This window comes from Kaistia sp. MMO-174, from assembly GCF_037147815.1.
Taxonomy (GTDB): Bacteria; Pseudomonadota; Alphaproteobacteria; order Rhizobiales; family Kaistiaceae; genus Kaistia; species Kaistia nematophila.
In genome coordinates this window covers 426544-452342 of sequence record NZ_JBBCUO010000002.1, presented here as the reverse complement: position 1 = coordinate 452342, position 25799 = coordinate 426544, and the positions used below count along the sequence as shown (strand labels likewise).

The window sequence follows — 25799 nt, the reverse complement described above, 5'->3', positions numbered from 1 at the left end:
TCTCTCCCCTTCAATGTGTCGGAACATATTCCGGTAGCGCCGGCCGACTGGAGGCGCGTGGCGCCGTTTCCAGCTCGTCCAGATGCCGATCCACGGTCAGGATGTCGCCCGGCTGCAGGCGATCCTGCTCGCCGACGCGGATCTGCGTCGTTCCGTTGCGTGTCGTGCGGACGACGGCATAGGTCGCGTCTGGGACCCGCCGCACGCTACCCGTTTCCAGATCGTCATTGGCGGCCGCGACGCTAGCGGTGAGCGAGGCGATACGTTGCTCCGTCCGGGCGGCGGCCAGCTCGACGGCGCGCAACGCCGCCGCGTTCTCCGCGGCCCGCGTCTCCGTCAGCGCCGCGGCCCGCTGATCGACCTCGAGGCGGTTCTGCCGGGCGCGGGCGAGCAGGCCGATCACCTCGAGCCTGTCGCGCTTCAGGGCGGATTGCTGGCGCTGGCTGTCGCGCAGGCGCGAATAGGCGGTGAGCCCCTGGTCGGCGAGTTGCTGGGTGGCGCCAACATCCTGCGCGATCAGGACCAGGTCGCGGTCATGCAGCTTGAGGCTTTGTTGCAGGGTGTTGATCTCTTCGTCGAGGGTGCGCCGCTGCGCCTCGGAAGCCTCCTCCTGCGCAGCGATCGCATCCTTGCGCACACGGAACAGCGTGGATTCTGCCTCCACCATGTCGCGCGGCGCACCGGAGGCGACCAGTCCTTTGTCATCGAAGTCCGCGGCCTTCACCTCGGCCTCGAGGCGCCCTCGCTCGAGCCGTTGCGACCAGCGGGTGAGCCTCTCGTCGGCCAGATCCTGCCGAAGCGCCAGCAATTGCAGCGCCGCCCCAGTCACAGGGCTGGCTGGCCGGCGCAGTCCGCCGCCGAGCGCAACCAGCTCCAGCACGATCATCCCGGGTCTGTATTCGAAGCGGCCGGGTGCCTGGATATCGCCGGTGACGAAGACGGGAGCATGGCTGACGACATCGATCGTCACCGTCTGGTCGGCGGGAATTCGTCCGGCTAGCCCATCGGTGAGGCGCTGTGACGCCTCTTCCGGTGTCAACTCCGTCATCTCGATCCGCCCGAGCCGGGGATAGCGGATGGCGCCATCCGGACCGACGGCAAAGCGGCCGCTCAGCTCCTGCTGGCCGAAGACGGTGATCTGCAGCACGTCGCCGGCGCCCAGCCTGTAGGGCTCCTGCGCCAGCGCGCCACCGGCCATGAAGAGCATCCCGGCGATCCAGGCAGGCAGTCCGCCGCGCCGCAGGATCTGGAGCATGCTGCGCATCTAGGCCTCCCGGATCTGCGCGCCGGCCCGATCCGCCATGTCGGCGAAACGGCCAAGGCTCGATTTCGTCAGGCCCCTCTCGCGGAACCCTGCCCGCGACGCGTCATAGCTTTGATGTGCACGGCGCTCGACCTGGTTGAGGATGAGCGCCGGTACGGGGACACCGCAAAGGGCCAGCTTCTGAAGCGCGGCGAGCACGGCTTCCTGAGGCGTGCTCTCCCAACGGACGAGAAAGAGGACGGCATCGACGACACTGCCGATCCGAGCCGCGTCGGGGGTGGTGAGCGCGGGCGGGGCGTCGAGGATCACCACGTCGAAGCGCTCACGCAACTGCTCGACAAGCCGCTTCATTCCCGCGCCTTCAAGCTGCTCCTTCGTGTCGGCGCCAGGCCCGAGGCCGAGCACGACCTGCAGCGACGTCGCCGGGTCGCGGGTAAGAATGTCATCGATCCCCGCGCTCCTCCGGAAATACGCGTCGAGTCCATTCATGGGATCGGATCGGTGCCGCCGCGGCAAAGCCATCCGGCTCAGTCCCTGCCGGTAGGGATCCGCATCGACGAGAACGACGGATCTCCCGGCCAGCGCCACGGAACGGGCCAGCGCCAGCGCCGCCGTGGTCTTGCCCTCTCCCGGCACGGCCGAGGTGACGACGAAGGTGGCCGAGCGGCGGGTCGCCGGCGCAAGGCGCAGCATCCATTGCAGGCTGGCGATCGCCTCGGCGAAGGCATGCCCCGGCGGCTGTGCCCAGATCCCCGCCGTTCTGCGGCGGACGCGCCAGGGCAGGATAGGCAGCGAGCCCAGGACCGCGACGCCCGTCGCGGCCTCGATCGCCCGTCGCGAGCGCACACGATCGTCGAGTCGCTCGAGGATGAATGCCAGGCCGAGCCCGCCGGCAACGCCACCGAGCAGGCCCAGCGCCAGGGCGGGGCCGAGACGGAGACCGAAAGGCCGGCTCGGCGCCGTCGCCTCGGAGATAAGGCGCACGCCGGGATCCACCAGCCCGTTCTGGTCGACGATCTGCTTGGAGCGACCGAGCAGGCTCTCATAAACGGCCCGGTCGGCATTTGCCTCGCGAGTCAGCGCGTCCAGCTTCACCCGCGCCAGATCCAAAGCACCGTAATTCGCCTGGGCAATGCGAAGTTCCTCCTCCAGCGAGGCGACACGCCGGGCTGCGGCGTCGATCTCGTTGCGAAGGCTGGCGAGGATGTGCTCGACCTCCTGGTCGATCTGCCGGCGCACCGCCTCCAGTTCGGCCTGAAGGGCGGGAATCTCGGGACTCTGTGCGATGCCCGTATCCTTCAGCACACGCAGGCGGCGCTCGAACTGGGCCTGGCTGGCGCGCAGCTGCTGAATGATCGGCGAGCCAAGGACTTCACTGAAGCTGTCGAGACCGTTGCTGTCGGCGGCAAGGCGCGCTGCCGTCTTTTCGCGCGCCTCGGCCGTGGCATGGGCGGCGCGCGCCGCGATCAGTTCCGCGTTGAGCGCGCTCAGTTGCTGCGCCGCGAGGGTGACGCCGTCGATCTCCTGCAATCCGGACGAGGCGCGAAATCGTTCTGCGACCTGCTCCGAACGCTCCAGGCGCGCTGCGAGCACCTTGAGACGATCGGACAGCCAGTCGCTGACGCGCCGCGTCGCCTCCATCTGCACATCGTCCTGATAGTCGAGATAGGCCTGCGAATAGCTGTTGGCGACCCGCGCGGCGACGCCGGGATCCTCGGCGGTGTAGGCGATGTAGATCGTGTAGGAATGGCCGTCATTGACCACCTTGAGACCGGAGCGAAGTCGATCTTCTAGCGCTGCGGCCATCTTGTCCGCCGCGCTTATACCGGAAGATTGCGAGCGTGGCCGTGCGGTTGGAACGCCCCCGGTCTCAGAACCCTGCGTCTCGGCCGCGTCCAATCGCTTCGCGGCGGGCCCCGTCGCAGAGAGAGGGAACGGATCGACGCCCTCCTCTGCGAGCTTCGCCAGCACGCGGCGCGCCATGATGCGGGAGCCGATGCGGTCCAGTTCGGTGCGCAGAACGGGGTTCTCAGGCGGCAATGGCGTGACGACCTGGTCGATCGGCATGCCCTGAATGCGGCGCACGTCGAGGGCGAGGACGGCCTCGGCGCGATAGAGCCTGGGCTGCCTGGCATATAGCGCTGCGCCCAGGCCGAGGCCGGTGGTTGCAAGCAGGGCGAGCCAGACGGCCCGCCGCCGCAGCAGGGCGCCGATATCGCGCAGCGCCAGGTGTTCCCGCCCCATGGAAGGCGTGCTCTGGACGATCATCATGACCTCTGAAGACTATCCGCAGATGCACCCGAGGCGGCTCGAAGGCGTGGAGACTGCCTGACTTACGCTCGATGGGCGGGCGCGGTTCTCGGAATGCGGCCGGGCGAATGTCGAAACAGAATGGCTAGCCGTAGGCGCTTGCCGGCGACGGCTCCGGATTGGGATCCAGAAGCGATCGCAGACGGATGTTCGCACCGCCGCCCTCGCGATTGGCGGGAAGATTGAATAGGCGCGCCGTGGCCCGTCCGGCCGTCGAAAGGCTGTTAAGCTTGAAGGCGACTTCGGTTCGGTTGTGGGCCTGCAGCTTTCGCATGATGGCCCGGATGTGAACCTTGACCGTGCTTTCGCTGAGCTTGAGCTCATAGGCGATGATCTTGTTGGCCTTGCCCTGTCGCAACGCCGCGGCGACAGCCGCCTGGCGCGGGGTCAGCAGATCGTCGAGCGGGTCATCCTGCGCGCAGTCCTCCGGTGCCAGGATGATCTCGCGCGAGGCAATCAGGCTGCTCGCCGGAACGTAGGTGCCTCCTGCCCGGACCAGATTGACCACCTCCATCACGACGCGGAGGCCGATGCTGGACGGGATATATCCCCGAGCGCCGCGATCGAGCGCCATCAGAACCTGGCTCGCTTCCTCACGGTCGGCGAGCACGATGACCGGTATCCCGGCCCGCTCGCGCTCCAAGGTCGCAAGCGCGGCTCCCACCGACGGCTCATCGACGCCCTGCCCGCCAAGGCTCACAAGGACCGCAGAGACGCCGTCATGATCCGAGCCCTTTCGGATCCACTCCTCAACCGTGCCAAAGTCAAGGATGTCGAGGCTGGGTTGGCCGGAAAGCAGGCCTCGCGCCAGACATTCTCGCTCCAGCGCCCTGCGGTCGATCAGGGCGATCGTCAATCTGGATGAAGGAGGAGCCGACGGCGATGCTTCCAGCCCCGGCAATTGAACGGGTTCACTATTCCTCATGCCCGGCTCCATTTGGATGACCAGATGAAAATGGCTTATCGGCATTGCGGTATATGCAACCCTATACAACCAACCCAAGACGAATGCAACCATAAGAATGCACTCTCCCGAATCTTTGGTTGTATGGTTGTGCCAAATCTCGGCAGTGCCCCTGGGCGTCGGGTGGCCAATCTGAACGGGCCAAGTGCCATCCAGACGGTCTCTGTGGTCTGCTTGAACGGCGATTTCCGTCGATGCGGGAGGAAGCGCGTTCCGGCTCAGTCGTGGCCGCCGTCGGGCCTCGGGTGCTGGTGCCGCCATTCGGACGGCGGCATGAATCCGCCCTGCCAGATGCCGCGCTTGGCGACCCTGGCCCCCGTTTCGGCAGACTGATAGTCGCCATCCGGCGCGGTGCCGAAAACAACGGCGAAGCCGTCGCGGAGCATGGCGGCGCCGACGTCGTCGAGGCCGTTGACGCGACAGGTGGCCACCTCGCGGCCAAAGCGGTCGCGGGCGCGAGGCGAGCAGCGCAGGCCGCCCCGCGACACGATCTGATTCAAGGCTGACTTGGCGGCCTCGCCGCAGCGCCAGGGCTCGCCTTTCGCGTCGGCACAGGTCTGGCGCAACTCCGGCGCGTCGATGCCGTAGAGGCGTAGTTCGGCACGGTCGATGACGAGCGAATCGCCATCGCGAACCAAGACGAGCGAGCCATCCGCCGCGTGGATCTCGCGCAATGTCTGGTCGATATAGCCGATCAAAAGGAGGCCCAGCACCAGCAGGACCAGGAAGACCAGGGGCGGCGATTTGCTGCGGCGGTTCCGGGCGCGTCTCATGTACAGCGTCCGCTGGAGGCTGAATCAATCGGCGATTGGCTTGAAGGGCTTCGCTGTCCGCTACCTGGCGTGGGCAAGACGAGATCTCGCTCCGACTGGCCGGTCAGAATGATCGCCCCAAAAAGAAACGGGTCCGGCGCGATGACGCCGGACCCGTCTTGAACCAAAGCGAATTGGCTCAGGCGCTGCGAAGATTCGCGGCGGCCGACTTGCCGCTACGACGATCCGGCTCGACGTCGAAGCTCAGCTTCTGGCCTTCGACCAGAGCGCGCATGCCAGAACGCTCGACGGCGCTGATGTGTACGAAGACGTCGGGGCCGCCGCCATCCTGCTGAATGAAGCCATAGCCCTTCTCGGTATTGAAAAACTTGACGGTTCCAGTTGCCATTTCTCTTGTCCTTTGTGCATTGCCGTGGCCGTGGCCGCGCGGACGCCGCAGCGGCCGATCCGAGTTCCAGCGATGTCTTGGGACGAGCCGTGTGGGCTATATCAAGGCAGAGCTAAACTTTCGAATACAGTCCATATAGGCTGAAACGAACAAAACGACAAACCCGTGATGCGATCATGCACCGCCCTCCCGGCGGCAGTGATTTTGAAACAAATTTGAAGCTTTTCCGATCGCCTGCAGCTTGGCCTTCGGACTGGCTTCGCGGCGCCTCGTGGCCCGAGCAAGGACCCTCACATGCAACCATCCCGTGACATTGCCCGCCTGATCGAGATCATGGAGGCGCTACGCGATCCGGTGACGGGATGCTCCTGGGACAAGGTGCAGGATTTTCAGTCGATCGCCCCCTACACGATCGAGGAAGCCTACGAGGTTGCCGACGCGATCGAGCGCAACGATCTTGTCGATCTCGAGGAAGAGCTCGGCGATCTGCTGCTGCAGGTCGTCTACCATGCCCGCATGGCCGAGGAAGTCGGGGCTTTCGCCTTCGGCGACGTCGTCATGGCCATCACCTCGAAGATGATCCGGAGGCACCCGCATGTGTTCGGCAGCGAGGATGCGCGCAGCGCCGGGGCCGCCAAGGGCTTCTGGGACAAGATAAAGGCGGAGGAGAAGCGCCTACGGGCCGAGAAACGGCATCAGGCAGGACAATCCGACACCGAGCCGGTCAGCCTGCTCGACGACGTGCCGGTCGGCATGACGACGTTGGCCCGTGCCGTCAAGATCCAGCAGAAGGCCGGCACGGTCGGGTTTGACTGGAACGACCCGCGCGCCGTGCTCGACAAGATCAAGGAAGAGGTCGCCGAGATCGAGCAGGAACTCCACCGTACGCCGGTCTCCAAGGATCGGGTTCAGGATGAGATCGGCGACCTGCTGTTCGCTGTCGCCAACCTTGCCCGCCACGCCGAGGTCGACCCCGATGCGGCGCTTCGCGGCACCAACGAGAAATTCCGCCACCGCTTCCGCCATATCGAGGCGAGCCTGGCCGCGAAGGGCCGCAGCCCCGCCGAAGCCAGTCTCGATGAAATGGAGGCGCTCTGGGTCGAGGCCAAGTCGCGTCCGCGCGAGACGCGGTAGAGAGGCCGCGCCGGCAGAGCGGCGCAGCCTCTCATGACTTCCGGATCGGATCCCAGGGCTGCGGGTCTTTCTCCGCCTTGGCCTTCTCGGTCTCGTGCACCAGCTTGGCGCCAGGGAACTCGCGATGAAAGGCCGGCTCGTTCTTCTCGGCGACACGGATTCGCGCGATGGTGGTGCCGTCCTCCAGATCCTCGCGCGATAGCACCTCGCCGAGATCGTAGAGCCGATGAAGCCTTCCCAACGCATTGCCGCTCAGGGACAGCGAGTAGACCGGACGGTCTTCATTCAGCCGCTGCTCGACGAGATCCAGCAGCGTGCTCACGCCCTCCCCGGTCAGGGCGGAGATCGGCACGATGGCCGGCTTGCCCTTCTCGGTGTGGATGCGTCCTGCGGGTCGTGCATCCGGCGGCATCAGGTCGATCTTGTTCCAGACTTCGATCAGGCGGTCGGTCTTGCCGACCTCGACGCCAAGCTGCTCCAGCACGGACATGACGTCACGCGCCTGCGCCTCGCTGTCTTCATGCGCGATATCGCGCACATGCAGGATCAGCGTCGCCTCGATCACCTCTTCCAGCGTCGCGCGGAAGGCGGCGACGAGATGGGTCGGCAGATCGGAAATGAAACCCACCGTATCCGACAGGATCGCCTCGGTCCCATGCGGCAGCTTGAGCCGGCGCAGGGTCGGGTCGAGCGTCGCGAACAACAGGTCCTTGGCGAAAATCTCGGACTGGGTCAGCGTGTTGAACAGAGTCGACTTGCCCGCATTGGTGTAGCCGACAAGCGCCACGATCGGATGCGGGATCTTGCGGCGGTTCTCGCGCTGCAGACGGCGGGTCCGCACCACGGTTTCCAGCTCGTGTTCGATCCGCGTGATGCGTTCCTGCAGGGCGCGCCGGTCGGCCTCGATCTGGGTTTCACCGGGGCCGCCGAGGAAGCCGAAGCCGCCACGCTGACGCTCAAGGTGGGTCCAGCTGCGGACCAGCCGGCTCTTCTGGTAATTCAGATGCGCCAGCTCGACCTGAAGCGTGCCTTCCCGCGTCTGCGCCCGTTCGCCAAAGATCTCGAGGATAAGGCCCGTGCGGTCGATAACCTTGGTGCCCCATTCCTTTTCGAGGTTCTGCTGCTGCACCGGCGTCAGCGCATGGTCGACGATGACGAGGCCGACATGATCGGCCGCCACACGCTGCGCGATTTCCATCACCTTGCCCGAACCGAACAGGGTCGCCGGCTTGTACATCGGTAGGGGCACGGCAATGCCCTCGACGACGTCGAGTTCGATCGCCAGAGCGAGGCCGATGGCTTCTTCTACGCGAGCAGCCGAGCTGCGCGGGGCGCTGCGGGGATCCCCTTCGTGACGCCGCGTCCGTGCCGGACGAACCGGCACGAGAACCAGGGTGCGCTCGGGAATGCGCTTTGTTTCGATATGAGTATCGCTTGCCTCGGGCCCTTCGGCGCCTTCCGGCAGATCAGAATGGTCGGTCAATCAGGCTCCCGGCCGTTCGCCCTCTTCGCCCGGCTCGAAGAGCTGGACGGGTGCGCCCGGCATGATGGTGGAGATGGCGTGCTTGTAGACGAGCTGGGAATGGCCATCCCGACGCAACAGCACGCAGAAATTGTCGAACCAGGTTACGATGCCTTGCAGCTTGACGCCGTTCACCAGAAAAATCGTCAGTGGAATCTTGCTCTTCCGGACGTGGTTGAGAAACGTGTCCTGAAGATTCTGTGCGCGTTCTGCCATTCTATCTCTCACGCTTGCCGTTGTTGGGGACTATCGTCCCGAGGGCCGGATGCGATCCAGCCTTGCCTTCACTTTGCCCGGATAATCGCTTCGCGTCATCCAAGAAATCGAACCAGCCCTGTAGCAGTGGGCATCCCGTTGCAAGTTTTCAACCGTGCGAACGGGCCGGCGCCACAGTCGCGAACTCATGGAAACGACGGCGCAATTCCGTCGCGATCGTGCCGGGCGCGCCATTGGCGATCGGCTTGCCGTCGAGTTCTACGACCGGCATCACGACCGCCGTTGCCGCCGTGAAGAATGCCTCACGCGCGGCCTGCGCTTCCGCGATGCTGAACGGCCGCTCCTCGATCCGGTAACCGGCGGCTTTCGCCACCTCGAACAGGACCGTGCGGGTAATTCCGCGCAGGATCCCGCTCTCGGCCGGACGCGTGACCAGCTTGCCATCGGCCGTCACGATCCACGCATTGGTCGAAGAGCCCTCGGTCACCATGCCATCGGCATCGACGAACCAGGCCTCATAGGCACCCGCCTCCTTCGCCGCCTGCTTGGCCAGCACGTTCGGCAACAGCGACACGGTCTTGATATCGACCCGCTCCCAGCGATTGTCGGGCACGCTGATGACCGAAACGCCCTTCTCCGCCTTGCTGTCGCCGGCGCGGCTCGGCGCGGATTTCGCGGTGACCACGATCGACGGCGGCGTGCCCTCGGCCGGGAACAGATGGATGCGCGGCGCCACGCCGCGCGTGACCTGCAGATAGACCAAGCCTTCGCGCACCCGGTTGCGGCGCACCACTTCTCGCATCACCACGCCGAGCGCGGGCAGGCTCATGGGCATCGTGATGCGAAGCTCCCGGAGCGAGCGCTCCAGCCGCGCCATGTGCAGCGCCTCGTCTATCAGCCGGCCATTGCGGATTTCGCAGACTTCATAGACGCCATCCGCGAACTGGTAGCCGCGATCCTCGACGTGAACGACGGCCTCCGCATGACGGAGATAGAGGCCGTTCACATAGGCGAAGCGCGACATGGCATTCCTGCAGGGCGGTTAGAATCAGGCATCGGTCCCGCGAGCGGGGCCGTTATCGGACAGCGCAAGGGCTGCCGCGTCAACCAACGCCGAGCGATTTCAACTTGCGATGCAGCGCCGAGCGCTCCATGCCCACGAACTCCGCCGTGCGCGAGATGTTGCCCCCGAAGCGGTTCACCTGTGCCGTCAGATATTCGCGCTCGAAGATCTCGCGCGCATCCCGCAGCGGCAGCGACATCAGGTGCTCGCCGCCGCGATTGGGCGTGGTGGGCAGCATCTCGCCGACTTCCGGCGGCAGCATGTCGGCGGAGATGGCCTGACTCTCGTCACCACGCGCCAGAATCAACAGGCGCTCGATGTTGTTGCGAAGCTGGCGGATATTGCCAGGCCAGTCATGCGCCTGCAGAACGGCGAGAGCGTCCGAGCCGACGGTTCGGATCGGCAGGCCCGTCGAGCGGGAGATCTGCTCGATGAAGTGATTGACCAGTTCCGGGACGTCGTCGCGACGCTCGGCGAGAGCCGGGACCCGCAGCGGCACGACCGAGAGACGGTGGAACAGATCCTCGCGGAAGCTGCCTTCCGAAATCTCGTGCTCGAGGTCCCGCGCGGTCGAGGAAATGATGCGGACGTCGACATTGACCTTGGCCGTGCCGTTGACGCGCTGGAAGCTCTGGTCGATCAGCACGCGCAGGATCTTGCCCTGCGTCTCGCGCGGCATGTCGGCGATCTCGTCGAGATAGAGCGTGCCCCCATGCGCTTCCTCGAGCGCGCCGACGCTGCGGGCGGCCCCGGTGCCGTTCTCGGTGCCGAACAGCTCATGCTCCATGCGGTCGGGCGTGATCGCCGCCGCATTCAGTACCACGAACGGACCATCCATGCGCAGCGACGACGCGTGGATGGCGCGCGCCACCAGTTCCTTGCCCGAGCCCGACGGGCCCGAGATCATGATCCGGCTATTGGTCGGCGCCACGCGCTCGATCGTCTGGCGCAGATGGCTCATGGCGATCGAGGATCCGATCAGCCGGCCGGCGTCGCCGGCCCGCTCGCGGAGGTCGCGGACTTCGCGGCGAAGCTTGGATGCCTCCAGCGCCCGCTCGGCGATCATCAGCAGGCTGTCGGCCTTGAACGGCTTCTCGATGTAGTCATAGGCGCCGCGCCGGATGGCGGAGACCGCAGTCTCGATGTTGCCATGGCCGGAAATCATCACCACCGGCAGGTCGGGATGCTGGCCCTTGATGATGTCGAGCAGGGTCAGACCGTCGATCCGGCTGCCGGTCAGCCAGATGTCGAGGAAGATCAGGGTCGGACGGCGCTTTTCGATTTCGGCCAGCGCGGTGTCGGTATCGCCTGCGGTACGGGTGCCATGTCCCTCGTCCTCGAGGATACCGGCAACGAGCCCGCGGATGTCAGCTTCATCATCGATGATCAGAATATCGGACGGCATGATCTCTATCTTCGTCAGGCGTCTACGGGATTGGTCTGGTGATCTGCGGCAGCGCTGCCATCGCCGCCGTCATGATGGGGCCTTGGCAGTGTGATCCGCACCATGGCCCCGCGCCCCCCTGTGGCGACGGCGGGCGAATCGAGCAGATCGAGCTGCCCGCCATGTTCCTCAATGATCTTGCTGACGATCGCGAGGCCGAGGCCGGTGCCCTTTTCGCGGGTCGTCATATACGGCTCGAGCAGGCGATGCCGGTTCTCATTCGGCAGGCCGATGCCCGTATCGATGAACTCGACGATGTTCGATTCGCCTTCGATCCTGCCCCGGACCGTGATCTTGGCGCCGACAGCCTGCTCCGGCGGCAGTGCTTCGATCGCCTCGGTGGCGTTCTTCACCAGGTTGGTGAAGGCCTGCGAGATCAGACGCGGATCGAAGCGGCCGATCAGCGGTTCCTCCGGAAGATCGACCTCGAAGGCGATGTTCGGATTGGCGACTTCCATGAGGAACACCGCCTCGCGCGCCGCCTCGCCGAGATTGCGCTCTTCGAAGGTCGGCTTCGGCATCCGCGCGAAAGACGAGAACTCGTCCACCATGCGTCCGATATCGCCCACCTGGCGAACGATCGTGTCTGTGCACTGGTCGAAGATTTCGCGCCCTTCGACGATGTGCTTGCCGAAGCGGCGCTTGAGGCGCTCGGCCGAAAGCTGGATCGGCGTCAGCGGGTTCTTGATCTCATGCGCGATGCGACGGGCGATATCGGCCCACGCGGCGCTACGCTGCGCGGAAACAAGGTCGGTGATGTCGTCGAGGGTGATAACGTAGCCATGCTCGGCCGTGTCGGATTCCTCGGTCGTGACGCGGACGTTCACTGTCCGCTCGCGGCCGTCGCGCACGACGGAAACCTGGTCGCGATGCTCCGCGCGATGCGGCTCGTTCAGCGAGGCCTGGACCACGTTCTTCAGCTCCGGCGCCACCTCGCTCACCGATTGTCCGATCGGCGCGCTGTCGTGCAGTCCGAGAAGCCGCATGGCGCCGCGATTGGCAATCGTGACCACGCCCTGCGCATCGATGCCGACCACGCCGGCGCTAACGCCGGCCAGAACCGCCTCGGTGAACCGACGGCGGCTGTCGATCTGCTCGCTGGCGGCGACTAGCTCGTACCGCTGGTTGCGCAGCTCGGTCGTCATCGTATTGAAGGTCGCGCCCAGCGCGCCGAGATCGCCGTCAGCGCTACGGAACGGCACATGCACTTCGAGATTGCCGCGTCCGATCTCGTCGGCGGCATCGATCAGGCGCCGGATCGGCGCGACGAGCCTATTGGCGAAGCCGATGCCGAGCCAGACGGCCGAAAGCAGCACCACGAGCGCCAGTCCAAGATAGAGGAGCCCGAAGGCGATCTGGATGCCCCAACGGGTGGCCTCAAGGCTCTTGTACTCGTTCACGCTCGCGGTCGTGTCCGAGATGTAACGAATGACCTTCGGGTCGATCTCGCGGGTGATGTAGAGATAGACGTCGGTGTAGTTGTCGAGGCGCGCTATGGCGCCGACGACGTTGGTCGCGCCGGGCGCGATCAGGATGGGATCGGAACCGGCCTTGGCGGCCCGGTTCAGCGCGTCGATAGGCGGCGGCAGGTAGTTGGTCGAAAACTGGAAATTCGCCTGCGCGATCAACGAGCCGTCCGGCTTGACCAGGAAAACGCCCGGAATGCCGCGCAACGCCGCGATCGAGTTCATGAATGCCTGGAATCTGTCCGGATTCTGCTCCAGCAGCGTCTGCGCGCGCTCGAAATCCGACTTGAGCCCGAGAATATCGACTTTCAGCGTCCGGGCGTGCTCTTCGGCATAGGCCTGCGCGATCGACAGCGAAGTGGCGACGATGGCGCGCGTGCGCTCGGAGAACCAGTGATCGAGACCGCGATTGAGGGTGATCGAGGCGACGACGGCGATGAGGATCGCCGGCACGACCGCAACGATGCTGAACAGGCCGACAATACGGATATGGAGCCTGGCCGCGGCGCGCCCGCGCCGCCGGGCGCGGATCAGCAGCGCCACTTCCAGCACGAGTTCTATGACCAGCAGGCCCGTCAGCAGGCCGTTGACGGCCAGCGCCCAGAAGACGACCTGCTCGGAAGGCTGGATCGGCGTCAGCCCCATCAACAGGAAGAAGCTGAAGCAGGCGCAGGTCAGCGCCAGAATGACGGTGATGTATCCCGCTGCGCGCAGCGTGAAACGACGCCGACGGCGCTCGGAAACGTCGTTCATTTCAGCGGCTGGCCGCGTTGGTCCGGCGGTTGCGATCACCTCGCGCCCCCGTCGAATCGACAAGCCCGGCTGATTCTATTTCGGTCGTATGAGCCCTTCATGAACCGGACCCTGGGACCGAATTGCAACAGCATTGTGGCGAGCGAGCAACAGCCCGCCCGCCATCCCGGGGTTGTCAGCGCGAGTTGCGGATCACCTGGACGTCGAGATCGCGGATCTTCTTGCGCAGCGTGTTACGATTAACGCCGAGAAGCTCCGCCGCCTTGATCTGGTTGCCGCGCGTGGCCGCCAGCGCCGTGCTGATCAGCGGGTATTCGACGTCGCGCAAAATGCGATGATAAAGGCCGGGTGGCGGCAATCCGTCGCCGAAACCGTGGAAATAGGTCGAGAGATGCCGCTCGACCGAGCTCATCAACGTGTCTTCCATCTCGGCCCCGTTCGAGGCAAGCACGGCGGCCGGCTGGTCCAGCTCGGCGTCGATGATGTTCTCGGTGATGGTGTCCTGCGGATAGAGCGCCGCCAGACGGCGGATCAGGTTTTCCAGCTCGCGGACGTTGCCCGGCCAGCGATAGCGCTTCAGGCGCTCGACAGCGGCGGTCTCGATCTGCTTGTGCGGCAGGCCTTCCTTCTCCACCAGGGCGAAGAAGTGCCGGACGAGGTCGGGAATATCCTCCGAACGCTCTCGCAGCGCCGGCAGGCGGATCGGCACGACGTTCAGGCGGAAGAACAGGTCCTCGCGGAACAGGCCCTGGTTGATCAGGATGCGCAGGTCCTTGTTGGTCGCGGCGACGATGCGCACGTCGGTCTTGATCGGCGTGCGGCCGCCAACCGTGGTGTATTCGCCCTGCTGCAGGACGCGGAGCAGTCGGGTCTGCGCCTCCATCGGCATGTCGCCGATTTCGTCGAGGAAGAGCGTCCCACCCTCGGCCTGCTCGAAGCGGCCGGCTGAGCGTGCCTGCGCGCCGGTGAACGCGCCCTTCTCGTGGCCGAAGAGTTCGCTTTCGATCAGGTCCCGCGGGATGGCGGCCATGTTGATGGCGACGAACGGTCCGGTGCGGCGCTTGCCGTAATCGTGCAGGGCGCGCGCGACGAGTTCCTTGCCCGTACCGGATTCGCCCGCGATCATCACGGTCAGGTCCGTCTGCATCAGGCGCGCCAGCACGCGGTAGATATCCTGCATGGCCGGCGAGCGGCCGACGAGCGGGATGTTCTCGTTGCCGTCGTCCAGTTGCGCGTCCTTGCCGCGCAACTTCGGCTCGGCCAGCGCCCGGCCGACGATCGAAATCAACTCCTTCAGGTCGAAGGGCTTCGGCAGATATTCATAGGCGCCCCGTTCCGAAGCGCGGATCGCCGTCATGAAGGTGTTCTGCGCGCTCATGACGATGACCGGCAGTTCCGGCCGGGCGCGCTTCATGCGGGGTAGCAGGTCGAAGGCGTTCTCGTCCGGCATCACCACGTCGGTGATGACCAGATCTCCCTCCCCCTGGCTGACCCAGCGCCAAAGGGTCGCGGCATTCGAGGTAAGCCGTACTTCGTAGCCCGCCCGCGACAGGGCCTGGTTCAGAACCGTTCGGATGGCCGCATCGTCATCGGCCACGAGGATGGTGCCGCTCGCCATATCAATCGTCCTTGTCTGCGGGCATGGCGCCCGGGAAAGCCGGCATCAGCACCCGGAAGGTGGTGCGGTTCTGCTGGGAGTCACATTCGATCACGCCGCCATGGTCACCGATGATCTTGGCGACGAGCGCCAGACCGAGGCCCGTGCCGTTGGTCTTGGTGGTGACGAAGGGGTCGAACAGATGCGGCAGCATGTCGGCGGGAACACCCGGCCCGTTGTCACGCACCGTGAATTCCAGCGGCAGCGTCACCCGGTTGGTCGAGCCCGGCACGGAAAGCCGGATGCCCGGCTTGAAGGCTGTCGAGAGCAGGATCTCGCCATCGTCGACATTGCCGATCGCCTCTGCGGCGTTCTTCACGAGGTTCAGGAAGACCTGAACCAGCTGGTCGCGATTGGCGTAGACCGGCGGCAGCGAAGGGTCATATTCTTCGATGATGCGGATGTTGCGGGCAAAGCCGGACTGTGCCAGCCGCTTCACATGCTCCAGCACGACATGGATGTTGACCGGGGCACGCTCGACGGGGCGCTCATCGGAGAAAACCTCCATGCGATCGACCAGCTTCACGATCCGGTCGGTCTCGTCGCAGATCAGGCGGGTCAGCGCCCGGTCGTCGTCGTCGACGGAGGATTCAAGCAGCTGCGCGGCGCCGCGAATTCCGGAAAGCGGATTCTTGATCTCGTGGGCGAGCATGGCCGCCAGGCCCGTGACCGAGCGGGCGGCGCCGCGATGGGTCAATTGCCGGTCGATCTTCTCGGCCATCGTCTTTTCCTGCAGCAGGACGACGACGGCATTCGGTCGCTCAGGAACCGGCGAGGCATAGATGTCGACGATACGGTCGGCGCCGTTACGCGGCGTTCCAACATCGACGCGATATTCGTTGACCGCGGCGCCGCGCGTGCGGACCTGTTCGATCAGGGCGAGGAGCGGGCTGCCGAAAGGGACGAAATGCTCCAGCGGCTGACGTCGCAGGACGGCGATCGATGCCTGGAAGAAATCCTGCGCGGCGCTATTCGCCTCGGCGACGTGGCCGGCGCCGTCGATCATGATGATGGGGTGGGGCAGCGCGTCCAGCAGCATGGATGCAGGGCCATTGCCGCTGGCGATGCTGGTGTCGATGGGCGCCAAGTTCTTGTTCACGCGGCTCTCCTCATTTCGGCCTCGCCAAGGTGCCGGCGCAGGAGCGCGACGACGCGCTCCGGTTGGTGTTCCGTCAGGATGGCGAGGCGGGCCGACGGCTCGATGACATCGCTGCCGAGCGCCTCAAAAGTCCAACTCAGATGCTTGCGGGCGTTGCGCACGCCGAGGATCGGCCCATAGAGGGCGATCATCTCCTCGAAATGGCTTACCACCAGCTCGATCAGCGCGTCGCCGCGCGGCGCCTCGGGCATGACGCCGGTCGCGGCGAAGCTCGCGAGATGCCCGGGCAGCCAGGGACGGCCATAGGAACCGCGGCCGACCATGACGCCGTCGGCACCGGATTGGCTGAGCATCGGGCCAAGGCTTTCCGGGCTCAGGCAATCGCCATTGGCGATCAGCGGGATCGACACCGCCGCCTTGACGGCCGCGATCGCCGCCCAGTCGGCGGTGCCCTTGTAGAATTGGCAGCGGGTGCGGCCATGCACGGTGACCATCGACACGCCGGCCGCCTCAGCGCGCCGCGCAAGCTCGGGCGCATTGATCGTCTTGTCATCCCAGCCGAGCCGCATTTTAAGCGTTACGGGGACAGGGCTGGCGCCGACCGTCGCCTCGACCAGCGTCAGCGCATGGTCGAGATCGCGCATCAGCGCCGAACCGGAATAGCCGGTGGTGACCCGTTTCGCCGGGCAGCCCATGTTGATATCGATGATGTCGGCGCCGGCATCTGCGGCAGCGCGCGCGCCCTCCGCCATCCAGTGCGCCTCGCGCCCCGCAAGCTGGACAACATGCAGACCGTTGCCCGTCGCCTCGGCGCGCATGGCGGTTTCCGCATTGCCGCTGGCGAGCTCCTCGCTGGCGACCATCTCGGATACGACGAGGCCGGCGCCGAACGACGCCGCGACGCGCCGAAACGGCCGATCGGAAACCCCGGACATAGGCGCGAGCAGCACGCGATTGGCGATGGTGACGTCGCCAATGTCGAGAGGCTCTGCCAGGCGGGAGATCGGATTGGAAAGGTCAGACAATTGACTATCGAATAGGCACGGGTTCAGATGCCTACATATTAGTCACAGATCGAGTGACGGCAAGAGACTTGTTGCGTTGCGAAGTGGAATCTCCGATCCATGCGGTCGATGTCGCGCCGGACCGGTCGGGGTCCGGTCCCAGCCGAGGATCCCTCGCCCATGACCGAAACCATCCCCTCTCCGCGCTTTGCGGCTTTGATCGTCGCGGCGGGACGGGGCGTGCGCGCCGGCGGAGAGGTGCCGAAGCAGTATCGCAAGCTGGCCGGCCAGGCGATCCTGGAGCGAACCACGGCGCGCTTCTTGTCGCACCCTCGGATCGACGAGGTGCTCGTCGTCATCCATGCCGACGATGCGGCGCTCTATGAGGCGGCCGTCGGCGGCCAGCCGGGCCTGCTTCCCTTCGTAACCGGCGGTGCCACGCGGCAGGAATCGGTCCGTCGCGGGCTCGAGGCGCTGGCGGAGCGCGGCATCACGCATGTCCTGATCCATGATGCCGTTCGACCGTTCGCCTCCCCTGCCCTGATCGACCGCGTCATCGACGGTCTCGCCGCCTCCGACGCCGTGCTCGCCGCCTCGCCCGTCACAGACACGCTGAAGCGGGCCGACGCCGGCGCCATCGTCAGCGGAACCGTGTCACGCGACAATCTCCACGCCGCCGAGACGCCGCAGGGCTTCCGCCTCGCAGCGATCCTGGATGCGCATCGCCGCGCGGCGAGCGCGCCGGAGCATTTCACGGACGACGCCGGCATCGCCGAGTGGGCCGGCATTCCGGTCAGGCTCGTGCTGGGCGAGCGCTCCAACATCAAGCTGACCCTGCCGGAGGACATCGAGGTGGCCGATACCCGCCTGCGCATGGAAGAGCAATTGCGGGCCGGCGAAACCCGCGTCGGCACCGGCTACGACGTCCATTCCTTCACGGAAGGTTCGTCCGTCTGGCTCGGGGGCGTCGAGATCCCGCATGATCGCAAGCTCTCCGGCCATTCCGACGCCGATGTCGCCCTGCATGCGCTGACGGATGCCGTGCTCGGCGCGATCGCCGACGGCGACATCGGCGATCATTTCCCGCCCTCCGACCCGCAATGGCGCGGCGCCTCCTCGGATCGGTTCCTCGCCTTCGCGGCCGAGCGGGTGCGCGCCCGCGGCGGAGTCATCGTCAATCTCGACCTCGCCATCATCGCCGAGGAACCCCGGATCGGCCCGCATCGCGACGCCATGCGGGCGCGGATCGCCGAAATCGCCGGGATCGGCGCCGGCCGCGTCGGCGTGAAGGCGACGACGAACGAGAAGATGGGCTTTATCGGCCGCGGCGAAGGCATCGCCGCGATCGCGACCGCCGCGATCCGCCTGCCCTTCACGGAGGAAGACGCATGACCGACCTCACGCCCCTGCAGGGCGATGCCCAGGCGCTGATCGAGCTTTGCATCGCCCGCGGCCTGAAGATCGCCACGGCCGAATCCTGCACCGGCGGCCTGATCGCCGGCGTACTGACAGAGATCTCCGGCTCCTCCGCCGTCGTCGATCGAGGCTTCGTCACCTATTCCAACGCGGCGAAGGCCGAGATGCTCGGCGTGCCGAAGGAACTGATCGAGCGTGTCGGCGCCGTCAGCCAGGAAGTCGCGCTCGCCATGGCGGCTGGCGCGCTGGCGAAATCCGGCGCGGACCTTGCCATCGCCGTCACCGGCATTGCCGGCCCCACCGGCGGCTCGGCCGAGAAGCCGGTCGGCCTCGTCCATTTCGGCGTCATGCGGCGCGGCGCTCCGGCGCGTCATGCAGTGCGTGTCTTCGCCGACCGCGACCGTTCCGGCGTGCGCTTCGCGACCGTCGCGGAGGCTTTGAAGCTGTTGCGCGAAACGGCAGCCCAAGAGGCCTGAACCGATGATCGTCCGCGAGCGCCCGAACTGGTTCGGCATGATGCTGGTGTGGCGCGGGTCGGTGCTGCCGGTGATCCTACCGCAGCTTCTTCTGACCGCCGCATTCGCCACGCTGGTGACGCTGCTGCACGGCCAGTTGTTCTCGTTCAAGGTGACGCTGACCTTCGTGCCGTTCTCGCTGATCGGCATCGCCATCGCGATCTTCCTCGGCTTCCGCAATAGCGCCAGCTACGACCGTTTCTGGGAAGCGCGCAAACAATGGGGCGCGCTGCTTATCCATGCCCGCTCGCTCGCCCGCCAGGCGATGACGCTGCAGGACGACCCCGAGGCGGCGCGCGCCATCATCCGCGCGACGATCGCCTTCACCCACGCGCTGCGCCATCAGCTGCGCCGCACCGATCCGCTGCCGGAACTGCGCGCCTTCCTGCCGGCAGATTTCGTCGATGGCGAGCTGGCGCGGGCCCAATTCCGCCCGGCCCTCATCCTGCTCCACATCGGCAGAGAGATCGCCGACCTCCGCCGCTCGGGAAAGATCGATCCGATCCTCGTCGCGGCTATGGAGCGGCATCTCGATGCGCTGTCGGACGTGCTCGGCGCCTGCGAACGTCTCGCCGGCACGCCGCTGCCCTTCACCTATTCGGTGATCCTGCACCGCACGATCTATCTCTACTGCTTCCTGCTGCCCTTCGGCCTGGTCGATTCGATCGGCGTGCTGACGCCGCTGATCGTCGCGTTCCTCGCCTATACCTTCTACGCGCTGGAAGCGCTCAGCGACCAGCTGGAGGAGCCCTTCGGCACGGATGCCAACGATCTCGCCCTCGACGGCATGGCGACCATGATCGAGACGACGCTTAAGGAGATGCAGGGCGAGACCGAGCTGCCGGCACCGGTCAAGCCGGTCGGCTATGTGCTGACTTGAGGCGGGTTAGTCCGCGAGGAAGCCGACCAGGCGGTTGGTGACGGCGAGCCGGCGCGACAACAGCGCCGCCATGGCCGTGTGGAAGCCGACCGCGGCCTCGGGAAGATCGGACGCCAGACGCTCGAGATCCTCGCGGGAGAAGCGCCAAGCGACGAGGGCATTTCGCGCCACGATCGACGCCGTGCGCGGCTCGTGCAGATAAAAAGAGATCTCGCCCACGGCGTCCCCCGGACCGACCGTCGCCAGCGATACCGAGATGCCACCATCGCCGGCCATTTCGACCGTGGCGGTGCCGGATTCGATGAAGAAGATGTCGCTCGACGCCCCGCCCTGCACGATCAGCGGATCCCCCTCCGCAATGTCGAGCTTCTGGCAATAGGCGCCGATCGTCGTCGCGAGCGTATCCCGTTTGAGGAAGGCGCGCAGCAGACTGTGGAGTGTCCAGCCTTCGGCGGGGACCAGAACGGCTCCCAGCTCCGACAGCAAGGCGTCCTCGCTCCAGCGCAGCCCTCTTTCCAGATCTGGCTCGATTCGAACGGAGCTGCCTGCCCCGATGGCGAGGCCGTTGCGGATCAACGCTTGTCGCAGCCGTTCCGAAACGCCGGTCAGGATGACGGTGAACTCGCGCTTCGAGGCCACCTGGCTCAGGCGGATGAAGCTCTGGACGGCCGAGGAATCCATGCCGGAAACGCGGTGGAAGTCGATAAGGAGGAAACGGCCGCCGTCCTCCATCCGGCCCTGGACCCGTTTGCGCAACCGATCGGCGGTGCCGAAGAACAGGAAGCCCTGCAGGCGGACAATCACGATGCCCGCGCCATGCTGGCGCAGCAATTGCTGCCGCTCGCCGGATACCTGCCCGCTGGTGTGCCAGTCGGCGCCCGTCAGCTCGTGGCGGACGATATCGACCCGGCCATACTGGAAGGCGAACAGGAAGATCGCCGCGATCAGGCCGACCAGGATGCCGACGGGAAAGCTGACCAGCACGATGACGAGCGCGATCAGGAGGATCACGGCATATTCGAACGGGTCGAGCCGCCGCCGGGCGCGCACGAGCCAGTCATACATGAGAGACCCGCCGACCCAGACCAGCACAGCGCCGAGCAGCAGCGCCGGCACGGCGGCTATGAGGACGCTACCGAACCACAGCGCCGAAAGCATCATCACCACGACGATGACGCCGACCCAGCGGCTGACCGCGTTGAGCTGGTGGATGATCAAGGTCAGCGAGACCGAGGAATAACCGGGCAAGCCGCCGCCGAGGCCGACAAGAAGATTCATCAGACCGTTGGAGCGCATCTCCTGATTGAGATCCATGTCGCGGTCGGCATGGAGTTCAATCCCGGTCGTATTCATCAGGAGAGCAACGATGGTGATGACGATCATGATCGGCAGCGTGATCATGCCGTGGAGGACGGCGTACCAATCGACCGAAGCCAGAGCGGAGAGCCGGACCGGTGGCCAGAACTTTCCGGCCTCCGGCATTCGGATCAGCCAGCCGGCCGCCCGGAACGGCTCGTAGCCCTCGCCGCGCGCCAAGACGACAAGATTGAAGATGACGAGCACCGCGAGCAGCACGGCCGGCACGGCGAAGACGTTCTTGAACAACCGTTCGGTCGCGAACAGCACGACGACGAGCGCGATCATCAGCCCGAACTGCAGCATCAGCGGCGGTTGCAGAAGTTGCGGCAGCAGCGAAAAGGAAGGCGTCTGATTGGTGGTGACGCTGATGCCGCCGAGCAGGATCAGCCAGCCGGTACCGGTGAGAAACCCGGCGATGACCGGATAGGGCGCAAAGCGGATCAGGCCGCCAAGCCGGCAATAGCCCAGGATGAGCGTCACAAGCGCCGTCGCCATCGTGGTCACCGCCACGGCCGCGAAGATCGTCGCCGCCCTTGCCTCGCCCGAGACGGTGGGATCGATCGCCGCGGCAACCGCCGAGACGATCGAGACCATGGCGACGATGGGAATCTCCTGGGCGATCGGGATGATGTCGCTCTTCGAACCGCCCAGCACGGCGAAGATCGTCATCACCGTCGTCGAGAAGAGCGCCAGCCCGAGGGCTATCGGCATCAAGCCCTGCAGCTCACCTGAGAACAGCAGGCTGCCATGGCCGATCGTCACGACAACCGCCAGAAACCCACACACGATTCCGGCGACAAGCACCGAGACGAAACGACCGGAGGATGACTGATTCATTTGGCTTCGGACCGGAGGACGAGCACGGCTGAATTTGTCTGGGACAAATCCGGGCAAGTCAATGACGTGCACGTAAGCTCGCGCAAAAGCTTTGCGCCTGCCCGAGGCCGGTCCATCGGGCCGCTGGGTCATTCCGTGTTTCATGGAAAAACGGAATGACTCTAGCTCTTTGTCGGGTCGCGTTGTCTTCACGCGAACCGCTATCCACTTCGCTCGAAAACGCTCTAGGCGGAAGGCAGCACTGCCGCCCCGTAGATCGCGTCGGCGCGCTTTTCGAAGGCGTCGGCGAACTTGCGGAACGCCTTGTCGAAGACGGTGCCCATCAGTGCCGAAAGCGTGCGCGAACGAAACTCGTAGTCGATCGTGAAGCTGATGTTGCTGTGGCCGCCGTCGAGCGCGGCGAAGGTCCACAGATTGTCGAGATGCTTGAACGGACCGTCGAGATATTCGGCCCGGATCGTGCCAGCATCGCGGTCGAGCACCACCTTGGTGGTGAAGGTCTCGCGGACGATCTTGTAGGCGACCGTCATGTCGGCGATCAGCACCTCGCGGGCGCCATCCGGCTTGCGGCCGCGGATGACAAGCCGCTCGCAGAGCGGAACGAACTGCGGATACTTCTCGACATCCGCGACGAGCGCGAACATCTCCTCGGCGGAGTGACCGACACGTCGTTCGGTCGCAAAGCTCGGCATCGTCGACCTCAGCCCTGGTGCTGCGCCCGACGGGCCGCACGCAGACGATCGAAATCCTCGCCAGCATGATGCGAGGACCGCGTCAGCGGGCTCGACGAAACCATCAGGAAGCCCTTGGCATAGGCGATCGTCTCGAAGGACTTGAACTCCTCCGGCGTGACGAAGCGGATGACCGGGTGATGCTTGCGGCTCGGCTGCAGATACTGGCCGATGGTCATGAAATCGACCTCGGCGACGCGCAGATCGTCCATCAGCTGCAGGATCTCGTTCCGCTCCTCGCCGAGGCCGACCATGATGCCGGACTTGGTGAACATGTTGGGATCGAGTTCCTTCACCCGCTGCAGCAGGCGGAGCGAGTGGAAATACCGGGCGCCGGGCCGAACCTTCAGGTACTTCGACGGCACGGTCTCGAGATTGTGGTTGAAGACATCCGGACGGGCCTCGACGACGACTTCCAGCGCGCCGGGCTTGCGGAGGAAGTCGGGCGTCAGGATCTCGATCGTCGTGCCGGGCGCGGCGCGGCGAATGGCATAGATCACGTCGGCGAAATGCTGCGCGCCGCCATCGGCGAGATCGTCGCGATCGACCGAGGTGATGACGACATGCTGAAGGCCGAGCTTGGCGACCGCCTCGGCGACCTTCTCCGGCTCGGCGCGATCAAGCGCCTCGGGCATGCCGGTGCGAACGTTGCAGAAGGCACAAGCGCGCGTGCAGGTGTCGCCCATGATCATGAAGGTGGCGTGCTTTTTCGACCAGCACTCACCGATATTCGGGCAGCCGGCCTCCTCGCAGACCGTCACGAGGCCGTTCTTCTTCACGATATCCTGGGTCTCGCGGTAGACGGGCGACCCCGGCGCGCGAACACGGATCCATTCGGGCTTGCGCAGCAGCGGCGTTTCCGGCCGGTTGGCCTTTTCCGGGTGGCGAGGGCGAAGGTCCTTGCCGGGACGGGTATCCAGAACGACGACCATGGAAACTCCGATCTTCCCTTACGCGCGGCGTAGGAGGCTGAGCAGGAACAGGAGAACGATCGCGCCAACCGTCGAGACGACGAGGCTGCCGACGAAGCCAGCAAAATGGATGTTGAAAGCCCCGGCCAGCGCGGCGCCGATCCAGGCGCCGACGAGACCGACGATCAGGTTGATGATCAGGCCTTGGCGGCGCTCCATGACACGGGACGCGATCCAGCCGGCGAGAATGCCGATCAAGATCGTCGCAAAGATGCCGACACCGTTCATGCTGAGCCCTGGCCGTTCCTGTTTCAGAACATATGGTGGAAGTCCATGCGCAACACCAGCTTTGTGTCGCGCATGGCCGTCATGCAATCAGTTTGGCGATTCCGACGACGATGACCGCGCCAACCGCCGCGATCACGATCTGGTTGACGAACTCGTTGCCGAGATCGACCGGGATGTTGAAGTAGCGGACGAGGAACCCGCCCACCACGGCCCCGATCAGCCCCGTGATGATGTTGCGGATGAAGCCGCCGCCTCCGACGACGATGCTGGCGAGCCAGCCGGCGATCAGGCCGATGGCGACCCAGATCAGGATCGCCTTCATTTGAGGGTCCATCGCGCCGCGTGCCTAGATGTGGATCGCCCGGCCATACGCCGCCAGCACGCTCTCGTGCATCGTCTCCGACAGGGTCGGATGCGGGAACACGGCGTAAATCAGCTCTTCCTCGGTGGTTTCGAGGTTCATGGCGATGACGAAGCCCTGGATCAGCTCGGTCACTTCCGCGCCGACGAGATGGGCGCCGAGCAACTGGCCGGTCTTCTTGTCGAAGACAGTCTTGACCAGGCCCTCGGGCTCGCCGAGCGCGATCGCCTTGCCGTTGCCAATGAAGGGAAACTTGCCGACGCGCACGTCGTAGCCGGCTTCCTTCGCCTTCTTCTCGGTCAAGCCGACCGACGCGATCTGCGGGTTGCAGTAGGTGCAGCCCGGGATCTTGGCCTTGTCCATCAGGTGCGGATGCAGGCCGGCGATGGCCTCGACGGCGATGACGCCCTCGTGCTCCGCCTTGTGCGCCAGCATCGGCGGGCCGGCGACGTCGCCGATCGCCCAGATGCCGGGGACATTGGTCTTGCCGATGCCGTCGATGACGACGCAGCCGCGGTCCGTCTTGACGCCGAGCTTCTCGAGGCCGAGGCCCTCGATGTTGCCGACGACTCCGACCGCCGAGATCATCTTTTCGGTGGTGATGTCCTGCGTCTTGCCGTCCGCCGTCTCGATCGTGGCGGTAACGGAATTGGCCGTCTTGGTAACCTTGGTCACCTTGGCGCCGGTCAGGATCTTGATGCCCTGCTTCTCGAAGCGCTTGCGGGCATGCGCCGCGATTTCCTCGTCCTCGACGGGCAGGATCTGCGGCAGCACCTCAACCACGGTCACGTCGGAGCCCATGGTGCGATAGAACGAGGCGAACTCGATGCCGATCGCGCCGGAGCCCATGACCAGCAGCGACTTCGGCAGGCTGTCGGGCACCATGGCCTCGAAATAGGTCCAGATCTGCTTCTTGTCCGGCTCGATGCCCGGCAGCGCGCGCGGACGGGCGCCCGTCGCGACGATGATGTTCTTGGCCTCGTAGTCACCGCCACCCAGCGCGTTCTTCGGCGGGTTCTCGGCCGCCTTGACGCTGATCTTGCCGGGAGCCGTGATTTCGGCCGTACCCCAGATGACGTCGACCTTGTTCTTTTTCAGCAGGCCGGTGACGCCCTGGTTCAGCTGGCCGGCGACGCCGCGCGAACGCTTGGTGATGGCGGCCATGTCGTAGCCGACCTTGTCGGCCGAGAGGCCGTAGTCGGAGGCGTGCTCGAAATAGTGGTAGACCTCGGCCGAGCGCAGCAGCGCCTTGGTCGGGATGCAGCCCCAGTTCAGGCAGATGCCGCCCAGATGGCTCTTCTCGACAACGGCCGTCTTGAGGCCGAGCTGGGCTGCGCGGATGGCGGCGACATAGCCGCCCGGGCCGGATCCGATGATGATGACGTCGTAGGCCATGTTCGTCTCGCTGCGCGTTGAAGGTCTTGCGGCCCCCTTCCCGCCTGGA

Annotated in this window: 23 protein-coding genes; 4 read left to right on the top strand and 19 right to left on the bottom strand. The window is 65.5% G+C overall.

Going from position 1 to position 25799, the window contains the following annotated elements; all coding sequences use genetic code 11:
- Positions 1–10: 10 nt before the first annotated feature.
- From WFK98_RS08055 to WFK98_RS08035, 5 genes are all read right to left on the bottom strand, one after another.
- Positions 11–1264: a polysaccharide biosynthesis/export family protein gene (locus tag WFK98_RS08055; RefSeq protein WP_336799858.1), complete on the bottom strand. Its 1254-nt coding sequence runs from the start codon at positions 1262–1264 to the stop codon at positions 11–13.
- Positions 1265–3535, bottom strand: a complete 2271-nt coding sequence (locus WFK98_RS08050; RefSeq protein WP_336799857.1) for a GumC family protein — start codon at positions 3533–3535, stop codon at positions 1265–1267.
- Positions 3536–3659: 124 nt separating this feature from the next.
- On the bottom strand, positions 3660–4592 hold the full coding sequence (locus WFK98_RS08045; protein WP_336799856.1) for a response regulator transcription factor: 933 nt from the start codon (positions 4590–4592) through the stop codon (positions 3660–3662).
- 164 nt (positions 4593–4756) lie between these two features.
- Complete coding sequence (locus WFK98_RS08040; protein ID WP_336799855.1) at positions 4757–5236, bottom strand: thermonuclease family protein; 480 nt, start codon at positions 5234–5236, stop codon at positions 4757–4759.
- Between the two features lie 253 nt (positions 5237–5489).
- Positions 5490–5699 (bottom strand): cold-shock protein, encoded by a 210-nt coding sequence (locus WFK98_RS08035; protein ID WP_266337491.1) that lies wholly within the window; start codon positions 5697–5699, stop codon positions 5490–5492.
- A gap of 294 nt (positions 5700–5993) precedes the next feature.
- Here WFK98_RS08035 and mazG point away from each other — a divergent pair, with 294 nt between their 5' ends.
- Entirely contained in the window at positions 5994–6833 is an 840-nt protein-coding gene (mazG, locus tag WFK98_RS08030) for a nucleoside triphosphate pyrophosphohydrolase (protein ID WP_336799854.1), read from the top strand.
- A 31-nt stretch (positions 6834–6864) separates the two neighbouring features.
- On the opposite strand, the gene hflX is transcribed toward mazG, so the two are convergent.
- The 8 genes from hflX to dusB form a co-directional block, all read right to left on the bottom strand.
- Positions 6865–8316 (bottom strand): GTPase HflX, encoded by a 1452-nt coding sequence (hflX, locus tag WFK98_RS08025; protein WP_442907387.1) that lies wholly within the window; start codon positions 8314–8316, stop codon positions 6865–6867.
- Entirely contained in the window at positions 8317–8571 is a 255-nt protein-coding gene (hfq, locus tag WFK98_RS08020) for an RNA chaperone Hfq (RefSeq protein WP_018181607.1), read from the bottom strand.
- A 148-nt stretch (positions 8572–8719) separates the two neighbouring features.
- On the bottom strand, positions 8720–9595 hold the full coding sequence (locus tag WFK98_RS08015) for a D-amino-acid transaminase (protein ID WP_336799853.1): 876 nt from the start codon (positions 9593–9595) through the stop codon (positions 8720–8722).
- A gap of 79 nt (positions 9596–9674) precedes the next feature.
- Positions 9675–11039 (bottom strand): nitrogen assimilation response regulator NtrX, encoded by a 1365-nt coding sequence (gene ntrX / locus WFK98_RS08010; RefSeq protein ID WP_266337488.1) that lies wholly within the window; start codon positions 11037–11039, stop codon positions 9675–9677.
- A 14-nt stretch (positions 11040–11053) separates the two neighbouring features.
- A complete protein-coding gene (locus WFK98_RS08005; protein WP_266337487.1) occupies positions 11054–13297 on the bottom strand; it encodes a sensor histidine kinase NtrY-like in 2244 nt (747 codons plus the stop codon).
- 175 nt (positions 13298–13472) lie between these two features.
- Positions 13473–14915, bottom strand: coding sequence for a nitrogen regulation protein NR(I) (gene ntrC / locus WFK98_RS08000; RefSeq protein ID WP_266337486.1), 1443 nt, complete (start codon positions 14913–14915; stop codon positions 13473–13475).
- Between the two features lies 1 nt (position 14916).
- Positions 14917–15993 carry a two-component system sensor histidine kinase NtrB gene (locus tag WFK98_RS07995; protein ID WP_266338169.1) on the bottom strand — a complete coding sequence of 359 codons (1077 nt, stop codon included), beginning with the start codon at positions 15991–15993 and terminating at the stop codon, positions 14917–14919.
- Positions 15994–16049: 56 nt separating this feature from the next.
- Positions 16050–17078, bottom strand: coding sequence for a tRNA dihydrouridine synthase DusB (gene dusB / locus WFK98_RS07990; protein WP_336799852.1), 1029 nt, complete (start codon positions 17076–17078; stop codon positions 16050–16052).
- A gap of 159 nt (positions 17079–17237) precedes the next feature.
- Here dusB and WFK98_RS07985 point away from each other — a divergent pair, with 159 nt between their 5' ends.
- The 3 genes from WFK98_RS07985 to WFK98_RS07975 are packed head-to-tail and all read left to right on the top strand — an operon-like array spanning position 17238 to position 19868.
- Positions 17238–18449, top strand: a complete 1212-nt coding sequence (locus tag WFK98_RS07985) for a bifunctional 2-C-methyl-D-erythritol 4-phosphate cytidylyltransferase/2-C-methyl-D-erythritol 2,4-cyclodiphosphate synthase (protein ID WP_336799851.1) — start codon at positions 17238–17240, stop codon at positions 18447–18449.
- Positions 18446–18949: a CinA family protein gene (locus tag WFK98_RS07980; protein WP_336799850.1), complete on the top strand. Its 504-nt coding sequence runs from the start codon at positions 18446–18448 to the stop codon at positions 18947–18949. Before WFK98_RS07985 ends, WFK98_RS07980 begins: the two co-directional genes overlap by 4 nt.
- 4 nt (positions 18950–18953) lie before the next feature.
- The gene (locus WFK98_RS07975; RefSeq protein ID WP_266337482.1) at positions 18954–19868 is read left to right on the top strand and encodes a bestrophin family protein; all 915 of its coding nucleotides are present in this window, start codon (positions 18954–18956) and stop codon (positions 19866–19868) included.
- A gap of 6 nt (positions 19869–19874) precedes the next feature.
- On the opposite strand, the gene WFK98_RS07970 is transcribed toward WFK98_RS07975, so the two are convergent.
- The 6 genes from WFK98_RS07970 to lpdA form a co-directional block, all read right to left on the bottom strand.
- Positions 19875–22064: a SulP family inorganic anion transporter gene (locus WFK98_RS07970; RefSeq protein WP_336799849.1), complete on the bottom strand. Its 2190-nt coding sequence runs from the start codon at positions 22062–22064 to the stop codon at positions 19875–19877.
- Between the two features lie 224 nt (positions 22065–22288).
- The gene (locus WFK98_RS07965) at positions 22289–22756 is read right to left on the bottom strand and encodes a type II toxin-antitoxin system RatA family toxin (protein WP_266337480.1); all 468 of its coding nucleotides are present in this window, start codon (positions 22754–22756) and stop codon (positions 22289–22291) included.
- A gap of 8 nt (positions 22757–22764) precedes the next feature.
- Complete coding sequence (gene lipA, locus WFK98_RS07960; protein WP_266337479.1) at positions 22765–23727, bottom strand: lipoyl synthase; 963 nt, start codon at positions 23725–23727, stop codon at positions 22765–22767.
- 18 nt (positions 23728–23745) lie between these two features.
- Entirely contained in the window at positions 23746–23994 is a 249-nt protein-coding gene (locus WFK98_RS07955) for a GlsB/YeaQ/YmgE family stress response membrane protein (protein WP_336799848.1), read from the bottom strand.
- Between the two features lie 79 nt (positions 23995–24073).
- A complete protein-coding gene (locus WFK98_RS07950; protein WP_420909598.1) occupies positions 24074–24316 on the bottom strand; it encodes a GlsB/YeaQ/YmgE family stress response membrane protein in 243 nt (80 codons plus the stop codon).
- Between the two features lie 24 nt (positions 24317–24340).
- Positions 24341–25750, bottom strand: coding sequence for a dihydrolipoyl dehydrogenase (gene lpdA / locus WFK98_RS07945; protein WP_336799847.1), 1410 nt, complete (start codon positions 25748–25750; stop codon positions 24341–24343).
- Between the last annotated feature and the right edge of the window lie 49 nt (positions 25751–25799).